Raw genomic sequence first — 12,552 nt, forward strand, 5'->3', positions numbered from 1 at the left:
CTTACGAAAGAGGGTTCCATTGTTAATCGATGTAATCCGTGCGACTTTCTTTACGAGCCAATCCGCGTGAACAAGGAGCCATGTCATGAGCCTGACAGCGAACCGATTACTCTTAATCAGCAACTCCACTCTTTATGGCCGTGGGTATCTCGATCACGCCGAGGGAGAGATTCGCGATTTTCTCAGCGGGGTAAGAGGGGTGCTGTTTGTACCTTACGCCCTACACGATTGGGAGGTTTACACCTCGAAGGCGCGGCAACGGTTTGAGGCCATGGGATACACCTTGAATTCGATTCATGAATCGGCGAATCCTCAGACGGCAGTTGAAACGGCGGGGGCGCTATTCATCGGCGGAGGCAATACCTTTCGCCTTCTGGATAGGCTGTACCAGTTCAAGGTACTGGAATCCGTCCGGCGGAGGGTCGGCGCAGGGATGCCTTACCTTGGCGCGAGTGCGGGATCTAATGTAGCGTGCCCGACCATTCGGACCACTAATGACATGCCGATCGTCGAACCCCCCTCCCTCAAGGCGCTGGGTTTGGTGGGTTTCCAAATTAATCCTCACTTTTTGGATCCCGATCCGAACTCCCGCCACATGGGGGAAACCCGTGAAGAGAGAATCATCCAATTTCTGGAGGAGAACGAGACCCCGGTGGTGGGGCTGCGGGAGGGAGCCATGTTGCGGGTGGAACATGGAAACATTCAATTGAAAGGCTGCTCGGGGGCGCGCATCTTTAAGCGGGGATGTGAGCCGGTGGAATTAATCCCCGTGGCCGATCTGAATGATTATGTGGCATAAGCACAACCCGGAGAATTTCCGGGGAAGCCCATATCCGCCCGACGGGGGTCGTGACAGACCCTGATCTCAAATCGGGCTGATCGTCGGAATTCAATGTGGGACGACCTGTAATGCCACCAGGGTCATGTCGTCATGCTGTTGGGCGCCGGCAGCAAAGGCCTCGGCACCAGCCAGAATTCGCGCGACGATTTCGTGGGCCCTCAGTCCCTTGCAGCTTTGCGCGGTGTGGACGAGGGCGTCCTCGCCCCACTCCTCATCCTGCAGATTCATACTTTCGGTAATGCCGTCGGTAAAGGCCACCAGCAGGTCGCCGGGTTCGAGCCTCAGAGCGCCCTGCTGAAAAGAAAAATGCTTCAATAACCCGATCACGGGGCCACCCACTTCCAGCCGCTCGGGAGCCATCCCGATCTTGCCATGTCGGAAGAGCAGGGGAGGATTGTGTCCCGCGTTGACATAGCAAAGTTGTCGGGTGGCGGGAGCATATTCAGCGAGGAAAAACGTGACATACCGATTGGAGGCCGAAGCTTGGAAGATTAGTTTGTTAATTCGAGTGACAATGCCGCCCAGGTCTCCGGGGGAGGTCGTCGCCTGGCTCCGCAGGCAGGCCTGCAGATTTGCCATCATCAGGGCCGCCGAAATCCCTTTCCCTGAAACATCCCCAACCGCGATCGCCAGCCTGCCGTCGGGAAGATCGATGAAGTCGTAATAGTCGCCTCCGACACCCAGCGCCGGCCGGCAGATACCGTCATAGTCCAATCCCTCAATGACCGGCAGCTCCTGGGGCAGCAAGCGCTCTTGAACCTCGCGCGCAATTTCAAGTTCGCGGTTCAGCCGCTCGCGCTGCGCAACCTCGTCGGCAATGGCTGCCGTCAGACGAGCGTTCTCCAGCGCCAGGGCAGTTTGCGAAGCCACCGAATTGAGGAGTCGCAAGTCGGTTCCGGAATAAGCCTCTTCTGACCTCTTCTGGCTCAGACTGATGAAACCCAGCAGCCGGTCTTTGACAAGGAGTGGCAACAGCAGCTCCGCCTGGAGTTGTCCCAGCCTCTGGCGTTCCTCTTCGCTCACCTCGGGAGAGGTCTGAACCCAGCTATCGGGATCGGTCAGGTAGATGCGGGCGGGTTCCTTGCTTTCGCGCAAGCGCTCGACGGTTCCCCCACGAGGAAATGTAACGTCCAGGGTGCCATCATACCCGAGCGCATAAGCGGGCCGGTAAGGTCCGAGGGCGTCGAGCAACACGGCAATGCGGGGCACATGCAAGGATTCGGCGATTCGGCTTGTCACGGTTTCCAGCAAAGGACGGGTCTCGACCATGGTTCGCACTTTTTCACTCAAGTCTGATAGAAGGAGCTCCGCATTGTAGGATTCGCGGAAGAATCGGCGGTCGATCCACGCCGCCACCCTTTGCATGACCCAGCGGAGACGCAAAATGATGACCATGCCCAGGGCAATGAGGGCAATGGTTTGAGGCAAGCGGGTTCGGTGAGACGCCACCACATAAGAAATAGTCACCACCAGCCCTGCAGCAAGCGCCCCTTGGAGAATCGTCACGCCACCGCGCGCCAGGGTGTATTGAACCCCCTGTCGGATTACGACCCGGACATCCATCGCTCTGTGGATCACGATGAGATAGGCCAGTGTCAAAGGGAAGAGGAACGTCATCAGCAGGCAGGGCAGCTCTATCCAGGGAGGAAAATCATCGAGGGCTCTGCCGGTCCGGCTGCCGACGATCAGCAGGGTGATCGTGGGCGCAAGCGCCAGGAAGATCCCGGTATATAACAGTCGTAGTCTCCGTTTAGCGTCCGCAGTGGGTTCGAGGAAATACTTGACAATGATCGCTCCGAAGAAGAGCACAATTGCAACCAGGGGGAGGATCGCAAAGAATCTGCTGAATTTCTGATAGTAAACCAAGAAGTGGGCGCCGAACAGATCATCCTGAAGCAATCCTTCAAACAGCACCACCTGCATCACCGAGGAAATACCAAGAGGAACGAGAAGCAGCCATTTCAGCCAGGGGATGCGGCGCTCGAAGGCGAGATGTGACGGAAAATAAAGTCCCAGCAGGAAGAGCCAAATAAACCAACTTGCAGCAAGCCACAGATGATAGGCGAACGCCAGGTTGCTGATCAGCGTCCCATCCTGATTCTCGAGTCCCAGCGAAAATAGTTGACTGAAGCCGAGGAGCAACGCCAGCAAAAGCCACGCCAGCGGATCTCTCGGACGGGCCACACTCACCCAGAACCCCAGCACCACACAACAGAAGGGCAACAACAAATGAAGAATGACAATAAAAAACCATTGATCTGACGCCGCCGCCTTTCTCGGGACAAAAGGAACGCGAATTGTTTCCTCAGATGGGTAGCCGCTTTTGTGACGCACCTTCACTGTGAAAAAATCCACGGGCTGCGCAAACTCAACCACCCGGATCAAATCCGATAGGCCTCGATAAGACTTTCCATTGAGGGCGAGAATCGTATCGCCCGCATGGACCCCCGCCTCCTCGGTCTCCTTGCTCACGGACTGGATGACTGGACTGCCCAGGTTGACGACGCCTGGATCGGTGACAGCCCAGGCGCGCCCATCAATGTAGTCCAGAACAAATTTCGCGTGGCGGAATTGATACCCAGCCGTGAGTAGAAACAAAAGCGCAAGAGTCACATATAGAAGTTTTGGGCGAGTGGTAGATTTTAAGATTTGCGACAATGGAAATCTCCATTTCAAAGGGAGCGTGTCTTGGATCAGCCGGGAAGAGAATATCCAACCGTGCGGATCCAAGCAACTACGGATTGGAAATGAAGCCTGGAGAATCCTCCTGGCTAAACAGACGCAGATTGCAAATTCAGAAAGTAAAGATCAAATCCTTTACTCCCTGTATTCGGGTTACCCGCTTGATCTACTGATCACCCGAATAACGAGGAAAGAAGGGAGTTTTTCCCCGTTTTCCATCTAGACTCCTCTGCCGAAAGTCGGCCCATAAGACGTCAATATTAAGTTTGGCTTTTTTTTACCATGAGTTAGGAACTTTGTTTGATTTGGGCGTACTGTTGCACATTGTCAGACATCAGGCGTATTGCAGGATTACGCAAAGGCCGTTGGCCAGGGAAGAATGAAGAGCCCGAATACCTCTCGGTAGGGCGGCTCCTTGCAGAACAGGTCTGGGAATTCTCAGACCTGAGAAAAGCGCAGTCAGGAGATGATGCCCTTGAGCGTCATGGCCAATGGCTTTTGCGGTTCACTAAGGTCATTGGAAAAGTAGTTTCACTGGACCGTTCTGAGAAATCAGGGCGGACTCGTTTAGCGTAAGAACGACCCAATTCTCGGCGCAGGTGCTCAATGCCATACCGGGAATGGTAATTTGTTCGCAACGGGGCACCAAGAAGTTCGGGGAAGCCTCCTCCTTCGGGGGTGCTTTTCATAAGAATAATTCAAAAGAGAAAGGAGCAAGACCCATGATTAGAAAAAAGAGAATGAGCTCATTGTTGGCGCTGGTGTTTGGAATGGTACTGGTTCTCAGTTCCTTTGTTTTAACCCAGGCGGGCCCATTGCCGGTTTCACAAATGCAGCAGATGAATGCCGGTCAGGACAGCCAGCAGACGTGGACAGGAACCATCAAGAAGGACGACTCGGGAAAGTTGATCCTGGTCACAGGTGACGGGAAAATGTTCCACCTGACTCCGGAGAATCAGGCCTCCAGTCTGGTTGATAAGTCGGTTAAAGTCACCGGTACCCTGAAAGGTGACGTCATCACAGTGAGTTCAATCGAACCAATGGATTAAGGCGACTGTTTGTTCAGACAGGCGCCGATGGTGGTTTATGAAATTGGTGAGAAGAGCGAGCTGTACAGGCGCATCGCTCCAATGACAGAAAAAAAGAGGCTACTCAAAGAGGGAGGTGTTTACCAAACAAGCGCTTGAATTGATCGGCTTGTTGTTCTGTCCGCGAGCCTTCTTAATTGATTAATCTCGCGAGGCAGAGTAGAGGCGGCAGGTGGCGCTACCCCCATCTGCCGCCTGCTTCGCAGTGAGGGCACCTCCGCGGAGATTGAGACCAAACTCCGGGGTGATTCGCGAAGTGCCCACCGCCCCCACCATCATTCCAGTTTCGCGGCGGATGCGATCGGCAAATGGAACCTGAGAGCCGGGGCCAAACGGAATGCGCGCTGCCGGGGAACTGCCCCGCGAGGAGCAATCCACCAGGTCAACTCCCCGATCCTCGAGCTGATGAACCAGCACGACTGATTGCTCAATATCCCACCCACCTTCGATCCAGTCCGTGGCATAACCCTCCGGGCTCGAATACTGGCACATCGAGGAAACTGCAATGCGAGTCGGAAGAGTGAGGCCGCGCAATCGAAGCGGTTCAAAGAGATGTGGCATGGATCGATTACTTTTCAGTGGAAAATCCCTTTCTAATCCAATCCTCCCCGAAGTTGTTTGGGAGATGTAGAACCCGCAGGCGACTAAATTTCATTTGTAGCAAGGCCTTGAATGCCGGACGGATGTTGGGGCAATCGGCCCAGGGACAGCAGCCACAATAAAGCACGATTAGACGGTTTCGCGGCAAATCTTGAACCTGCCTTCTTACCTCTTCGATGCCCCTCGGCGTTGACGCCTGGCCAATATGCTTTGACCCTGGAATGTGGCCATTTTTGAACAGCGTGGGGACTCCCACATGAAGAACCAGAGGCTTGTCCGGGCCCGACATCTGCTTCAATAAATCTTCAGGTGTGATGAGCTCGCCGGCCATCCACGGATCGCCGGGATGATCCGGGGACTTCTGAGGACTGAACCCCGGCTTTCCCGCGCCCGAGGCCGGTGGCAATAATCCACCCCCTCTGGCCGCAGTCAATGGGATGGACACCGTGACGGCAACAACTGCCAGTAAGCAAACAATACCCAGGGCTCTAGCGCAGTCGGCTTTACTCACGGGATGATCTCCTCCTTGACTCCCGTTCAAGGGAGTCCGGTCAATCGCCACGAACTCGTTGGGCGGACCACGGGAAGGATAAGGATAGCACTACCCACCGACTGGAGTACACACTGCATCTGTGAAACGTGTCCTTCCGCGTCGCCATGGCTGCACGGGAAAGTATAGTCATTCATGTTGACAATCAACAGGGCTGAGGGTATCCTTCCTGTTGATAATCTAAAGGAGAAAGATCGTGGTTCCATTCAGGGCCGAAGTCCTGCAGGGGACGCTGGATCTGATGGTGTTGAAGATCCTGGAGGTCACGGGTCCGATGCACGGTTACGGGATCGCCCGCCGGCTTGAACAGATCTCCGAAAACACGCTTCAGATGAATCAGGGGACACTTTATCCGGCCCTTCTCCGCCTTCACAAGAGGGGCTGGATCACTTCAAAGTGGGGAACGTCGGAGAACAATCGGCGCGCCCGGTATTACTCGCTGACGAACGGGGGACGCAAGCAGCTGGCTGCTGAAACCAGGAGCTGGGAGCGAAGGGCAGGCATCATCGCCCGCCTGTTGCAAGGAGCAGAGGGGGTATGACGGCTTTCCATTGTGCTACCATGCCGGATGAGTGGAATGAAGAGCCATCAGCTTTTGGTGGAGAGCTTTCAGCTGTCAGCAAAAACAATCATTCCAGCGGCGGCGGTCTCTTGTTTGCTGGCTCCTGATCACCGATCCGATCTCCGTGGATCCAAGACAATGAGGAAGCCCAGACGATGATCTCAATTCGCGTGTTCGACAATGAGGATTTGAGCGCGGTACAGAAGTTCTATTCGGAGATGGAGTATTCGGGAGGCCTGAACCCATCGGATCGGCTTGTCATCGCCAAGGAGGAGAGCAGAATCATTGGCGTCCTGCGCGTCTGTGAAGAGCAGGGTCACCTGTTGCTCCGGGGAATGCGCGTTCGACCGGACCGGAGAGGGCAAGGCATAGGAGAGCTCATGCTTGCCGTGGCTGAAACAGTGATCGGACAGCGCACCTGTTATGGCTTGGCCTATCCGGATCTGGTGGCATTCTATGGACGCATTGGCTTCATTCCCGTGAATCTCTCCCATGCCCCCGAATTCTTACAAGCCCGATGGGCGGGCTACCGCGAACGGGGTGTAGAAACGGTTCCAATCATGCGGTCGGTACCGCAAGAGAAGGAGTCGGATATTCAATAGATCTTATGCCGTGCGAACTCGATCACATTATCGTCTGGACCGGAGTGGGAGCTCCGGGAGCACAGACCACGCATGACAGCGGCCCTTCCGCGGAATTCTGTGAGTGGAGTGTGTTTCTTTGGCTCTATTGCAAAAGTTCAGCCTTCTCAGCGTGTTTCCTGTCACAATATTCCCTTGTTGTTTTTAGGACCAGCCAATGGACAAACTCTTGGAGGAGGGTGTCGCTTAGTATGGAACCTGTTTCGTCGAAGACGTTGACCCATGGCATCGCGAATTCCTTGAACACGGCATCCACCTCGTGATTCCCCCGGAGAACACATCGTAGGGGATTCGCGAAATGTGCGTTGTGGACCCGAACGGGAACAGGCTCCGATTCGGGACGGACCTCAAGAAAGTACCTTCCGAAGGCCTGGGGACTTCGGACATCGGAATCGTTGCGCGCAAGCCGGCGCTTCCCGGGAAAACATCTTGTGAATTCAATCGACGTAGCCACGCCAGCCATCTCCGCCCGCGGGATCACGAAACGCTACGGAAAATTGACCGCGGTGAACAACCTCCAGCTGGAAGTCAAGCAAGGCGAGATCCTCGGATTTCTCGGTTTGAACGGGGCAGGGAAGACCACGACGATTCGCATCTTGCTGGACCTGCTCCGGCCGACGAGCGGCAAGGCATTCATCCTGGGACATGACTGCCAGGCGGACGGCCTCAAGGCGCGATCACTCGTCGGCTACCTTCCGGGAGAGATGGGCTTGTATTCCCACTTGACTGGGCGGGAGGTGTTGGATTTCCTTGCCGGACTCAATCAACAGATTGTCGATCGACAATACCAGGGCGAACTTCAAGACCGGTTAGAACTCCCGGAAGCCGACCTGCGACGGAAGTTGCGTGAATATAGTACTGGCATGAAGCGCAAGCTCGGGCTCATCCAGGCGTTTCAGGCTGATCCACCGCTCCTGATCCTGGACGAACCCACAGAGGGCCTCGATCCATTGATGCAGGATTCGTTCTATGAACTGCTGGCGGGCGTCCAGCATCGCGGTCGAACGATCTTCATGTCCTCGCACGTCCTCTCGGAGGTGGAGCACGTCTGTAATCGGATCGCCCTGCTTCGCAAAGGGGAACTGGTGCTTCTCTCGACGGTAGAAGATATCCGGGGGCTGGCCCCGCGCCGAGTGCGAGTGTTCTTTTCAGAGGAGGTCAAGCTCGAACAGGATTTGCCACCGGGCCACGAAGCCGTCGAAATCAATCCCCGCATGTGGAGCTTGCGCGTCGAGGGTCCGCTGGGCCCTCTCCTCAAGCGGCTTTCGGGACTTCCGGTGCGGGACATCGAATTTGAAGAACGGCGTCTTGAAGACGTGCTCATCCCATACTATCGCGAAGGGGCGTCATGAGAGGCCCGTTGATCCTGCTCGCTCATTCGTTCCGGCGGGTGCGGACTCTCGTCCTGGTGATGGGAGTTTTGCTGGCCGCCTTTCAGGTGTTTCTGATCATTGTGGCGAGATCGCTTCAGTCATCCAATGCGTTCGCGCAGATTGGCTCGATGATTCCTCCGTTCATGCGCGAGATCATGGGGCCTTCCATCACGAGCTTTCTATCCTTCGATGGACTCGTCTGTGTGGGGTATTTTCACTTGGCCGTGATGGGTTCGCTGGTCGCGCTTTCCATGACCCTTTCGACCACCCCGACCTCGGAAATTGAAACCGGCTTCATGGATTTAATCCTGGCCCGCCCCTTGGCGCGCCACTGGATCATCACGCGATCGATCCTGGTGACGACGGTCTCTACGGTGGCGCTCCTTGTCATGATGATGATCGGCACCTGGGGCGGCCTTAAGACGCTTGCCCCCAGAGACGTGGCGTGGCCGGCGCCAGGACTGATTCTGTCGCTTGCCGCCAACCTGGGGCTGCTCATGCTGTGCTGGAGTGGAGTCGCCATGGCGATCGGCGCCGCATCTCGACGTCGGAGTGTGGCCGGGGCGCTCGTGGGTCTCCTCGCACTGGCGACGTTTCTTCTGGACTATATTGCGCGCGCTTGGCCCCCGGCCGAATCGGTCGCCTGGATGTCTCCCTTTCGGTATTACAGCCCGTTTGAGTTGTTGATGGGCAGTCCACTGCCAGCCAGGAACCTGATCGTGCTCGCAGGCATAGCCATAGCGGGATTTGTGCTCGCCTATATTCTGTTCTCCCGAAGAGATATCTCGCAATGACCACAGCCAGGGTCGGCCAGCGGAGCGGGGTGGCTCGCGTCCTGGTGGCCCGCCTGGGGTTTCGTCTCGAGGGTTATTCGCCCCGCTATCTGAAGATCGCAGGGCGCTGGCGAGATCACGAGCGCTGGGCATTGCTTCGCGAGAAGTGGGAGGGTCGACGGAGAGTCAAGAGAAGGCGGTTATTGAAGCCACGGAAATAAGGAGTGATTAGGGCCGAGGGGCTAGGCGCCGAGGCGCACTTGGACTGCAGGCCTAGAGAGAACAAAGGGAAGGGCACCTGTCCCCCAACAGAAGGCAGGTTGAATATTCCAATCGGTTTGAGGTCTCATTCAGACGCCAGTCCCGACGTGGCGCGACGCAAGCGCAAGCGCTGGGCCCAAGTCTGAAGCCGGTCGAGGTAGAGGTAAACAACCGGGGTAGTGAACAGCGTCAGCATCTGGCTCAGGATGAGGCCTCCGACGATGGTGAGACCCAGCGGACGGCGGAGTTCAGCCCCGGTGCCCCCCCCGATGGCGAGCGGCAAGGCCCCCAGCAAGGCCGCCATCGTGGTCATCATGATGGGGCGAAAGCGGAGCAGGCATGCTTGATAAATCGCCTCTAGGGGCGGCTTGCCCCGGATGCGTTCCTCCTGAATGGCAAAATCAATCATCAGGATGGCATTTTTCTTAACAATGCCGATCAATAGGATAATCCCGATCAGCGCCATCACGTTGAGGTCGGTATGAAAGATAAAGATCGCGAGCAGCGCCCCCACACCGGCCGAAGGGAGGGTCGAGAGGATCGTAATGGGGTGGATATAGCTTTCGTAAAGTACCCCCAGCACGATGTAAACAGCTGCGAGAGCGGTCAGAATTAAAACAGGCTGGCTGGAAAGTGAATCCTGGAAGGCCTGCGCCGTGCCCTGGAAGTTGGCGTGGACATTTGCCGGCAACCGGATTTCACGCTCTGCCTCTTTGACGTCGCGCACGGCATCGCCCAGCGCGGTGCCCGGCGCCAGATTAAACGAGAGCGTGATGGCGGGGAAGATCCCCTGATGGTTGACGGAGAGGGAACTGTACGACGTCTCATAGTGCGAGAACGTGCTGAGGGGGACCAGGCTGCCCGTCTTTGAAGCGACGTAAATGGACTTGAGCGCCTCCGGATTCTTCTGAAACTCGGGCGCCACTTCCAACACCACATGGTATTGATTCAGGCCCTTATAAATATTGGAGACCTGCCGCTGGCCGAAGGCGTCGCCCAGGGCGGCGTCAATGGCGGTCATGGAGACACCGAGCCGGGAGGCGGTATCCCGGTCCACGACCAACTGGGTCTCAAGACCGTGGTTCTGCGAATCACTGTTCGCATCCCTGAGTTCGGGGATCTTTTTCAGGCGTTCTAACATGAGGGGCGCCCAGTAATTCAAGTCCTGCAGGGTATCGGCCTGCAAGGTATACTGGAACTGTGAATTACTCCCGCGTCCGCCCACATTAACGTCCTGGACGGCCTGAAGATATAACGTGGCCCCGGGGATATGGGCCAACTTGCCGCGCAGCCGGGCGATCACCTGGTCGGCGCTCATCTTGCGCTCCGCCAGGGGCTTCAGCTGAATAAACATGCGTGCCGTGTTCCCGCTGCTGGTTGATGCCGTGACGGTGTCAACCGTCGCGTCATCCTGAACTATCCTGGCGAAAGCCATCATCTTGTCGGTAATGGCTGAAAAAGAGATGTCCTGATCGGCCACGATGCTTCCTGTCAATCGACCCGTGTCTTGTTGGGGGAAAAAGCCCTTCGGCACAATGATGAAGAGGTACACGTTGACGCACGCAGTCAGAATAGTCAAAGCCAGCACCACCGGCTGATTTCGCAAAACCCATCGCAAGCCGATGTGGTAGGTGTTATAAAGCCAGTTAAAGCCCCCTTCGGCGATGCGGTAAGCCATGCCATGTTCGCGCTTTTCGTGGCGCAGAAAGCGCGCGCATAACATCGGGGTGGTCGTCAGGGACACGAGCAAGGAGACGGTAATAGCCACGCTCAGCGTCACGGCAAACTCCCTGAACAGCCGCCCCACAATACCGCCCATCAAAAGAATCGGGATGAACACAGCGATGAGCGAGGTGCTCATCGAGATCACCGTGAATCCTATTTCGCGCGCGCCCTGCAACGTCGCCTGCATCGGCTGCATGCCCGCCTCGAGATGCCGGGCGATGTTCTCAATGACCACGATGGCATCGTCTACCACGAACCCGGTGGAAATGGTCAGGGCCATCAAAGAAAGGTTGTCGACGCTATAGCCCAGCAGGTACATCACCCCAAATGTGCCCACCAGTGAAAGCGGAACGGCGATGCTCGGAATCGCGGTGGCCCAGGGGTTCCGCAAGAAGGCGAACACCACCAAAACCACCAGCACGATGGAAAGCATCAGCGTGATTTCGATATCCTTGATCGAGGCCCGGATGGTAGTGGTGCGGTCGAGAATCACACCGAGATGGATGGACGGGGAGATCGAGTTTTGCAGAACCGGCAGGAGCCCGAAGATGCGATCCACGGTTTCAATCATGTTGGCCCCGGGCTGGCGGAAAATCGGCATGATCACGCTTGGTTTTCCGTTGGACACTCCGGCATTCCGGGTGTTCTCCACGGAGTCTGTGACCGAGGCGATCTGATCCAATCGGACGGGCGCCCCGTTCTTCCATGCCACGATGAGAGGGCGGTACTCCTTCGCCTTAAATAACTGGTCCGTGGTGTTGATCTGCCAGGACTCGTCCTGATTCGAAAGTTGGCCCTTGGGACGGTTCGCATTGGCCGTAAAAAGGACGGAGCGGACCTGGTCCAGACTGATCCCGTACGCGTTAAGCTGGTTGGGATTCACATCCACCCGGACCGCCGGCCGGGCGCCTCCCCACACAAAAACCTGCCCTACCCCTTCTACCTGAGAGAGTTTTTGGGCCAGAATGGAGTCCGCGGCATCGTACACCTCCCCGCGGGGTATGTTTTCGGAGGAAAGTCCCAGCAAGAGAATGGGGGCATCGGCTGGGTTGACCTTGCGGTACCAGGGCTGGCCGGGGAGATCGGCCGGAAGCTGGCCTCGGGCAGCATTGATAGCGGCTTGGACGTCGCGGGCGGCAGCGTTAATGTCGCGGTTCAGATCGAATTGCAGCGTGACGTTGGTTGAGCCCAGTGAACTGGAGGAGGTCATCTGGGTCACGGCGGCGATGCGGCCGAACTGCCGCTCGAGAGGAGTGGCCACGGCCGAAGCCATCGTCTCCGGGCTCGCTCCCGGCAGTCCGGCGTTCACCGAAATCGTGGGAAAATCGACCTGCGGCAAGGGGGCGACGGGAAGAAAACGAAACGCGACTGCTCCCGCCATCAGGATCGCCAGGGTGAGAAGCGAGGTCGCGACGGGGCGGCGAACAAAGGGCGCCGAAATGTTCGAAGAAATATT

10 protein-coding genes are annotated in these 12,552 nt (G+C 56.7%); 7 read left to right on the forward strand and 3 right to left on the reverse strand.

The features are described from left to right. Positions 1–85: 85 nt before the first annotated feature. Complete coding sequence (gene pepE, locus LAO21_05000) at positions 86–799, forward strand: dipeptidase PepE (GenBank protein MBZ5552056.1); 714 nt, start codon at positions 86–88, stop codon at positions 797–799. Positions 800–889: 90 nt separating this feature from the next. Here pepE and LAO21_05005 read toward each other — a convergent pair whose 3' ends face one another. Further along, positions 890–3,454, reverse strand: a complete 2,565-nt coding sequence (locus LAO21_05005; GenBank protein ID MBZ5552057.1) for a SpoIIE family protein phosphatase — start codon at positions 3,452–3,454, stop codon at positions 890–892. A 791-nt stretch (positions 3,455–4,245) separates the two neighbouring features. On the opposite strand from LAO21_05005, the gene LAO21_05010 reads away from it, so the two are divergent. Continuing rightward, positions 4,246–4,572, forward strand: coding sequence for a hypothetical protein (locus LAO21_05010; GenBank protein ID MBZ5552058.1), 327 nt, complete (start codon positions 4,246–4,248; stop codon positions 4,570–4,572). A 180-nt stretch (positions 4,573–4,752) separates the two neighbouring features. Here the strand turns inward: LAO21_05010 and LAO21_05015 are convergent, their stop codons facing one another. Beyond that, positions 4,753–5,172 (reverse strand): hypothetical protein, encoded by a 420-nt coding sequence (locus tag LAO21_05015; GenBank protein MBZ5552059.1) that lies wholly within the window; start codon positions 5,170–5,172, stop codon positions 4,753–4,755. Between the two features lie 785 nt (positions 5,173–5,957). On the opposite strand from LAO21_05015, the gene LAO21_05020 reads away from it, so the two are divergent. The 5 genes from LAO21_05020 (at position 5,958) to LAO21_05040 (ending at position 9,331) form a co-directional block, all read left to right on the forward strand. After that, complete coding sequence (locus LAO21_05020; GenBank protein MBZ5552060.1) at positions 5,958–6,302, forward strand: PadR family transcriptional regulator; 345 nt, start codon at positions 5,958–5,960, stop codon at positions 6,300–6,302. A 176-nt stretch (positions 6,303–6,478) separates the two neighbouring features. Beyond that, positions 6,479–6,925 (forward strand): GNAT family N-acetyltransferase, encoded by a 447-nt coding sequence (locus LAO21_05025; GenBank protein MBZ5552061.1) that lies wholly within the window; start codon positions 6,479–6,481, stop codon positions 6,923–6,925. 470 nt (positions 6,926–7,395) lie between these two features. Then, complete coding sequence (locus tag LAO21_05030) at positions 7,396–8,316, forward strand: ABC transporter ATP-binding protein (protein MBZ5552062.1); 921 nt, start codon at positions 7,396–7,398, stop codon at positions 8,314–8,316. Continuing rightward, positions 8,313–9,131, forward strand: coding sequence for an ABC transporter permease (locus tag LAO21_05035; protein ID MBZ5552063.1), 819 nt, complete (start codon positions 8,313–8,315; stop codon positions 9,129–9,131). The genes LAO21_05030 and LAO21_05035 overlap by 4 nt, the downstream gene beginning before the upstream one ends. Continuing rightward, on the forward strand, positions 9,128–9,331 hold the full coding sequence (locus tag LAO21_05040; GenBank protein ID MBZ5552064.1) for a hypothetical protein: 204 nt from the start codon (positions 9,128–9,130) through the stop codon (positions 9,329–9,331). Before LAO21_05035 ends, LAO21_05040 begins: the two co-directional genes overlap by 4 nt. Before the next feature lie 125 nt (positions 9,332–9,456). Here the strand turns inward: LAO21_05040 and LAO21_05045 are convergent, their stop codons facing one another. After that, the gene (locus LAO21_05045; protein ID MBZ5552065.1) at positions 9,457–12,549 is read right to left on the reverse strand and encodes a multidrug efflux RND transporter permease subunit; all 3,093 of its coding nucleotides are present in this window, start codon (positions 12,547–12,549) and stop codon (positions 9,457–9,459) included. Positions 12,550–12,552: the final 3 nt, after the last annotated feature.

The sequence above is a fragment of the Terriglobia bacterium genome (genome assembly GCA_020073085.1).
Lineage (GTDB): Bacteria > Acidobacteriota > Terriglobia > JAIQFV01 > JAIQFV01 > JAIQFV01.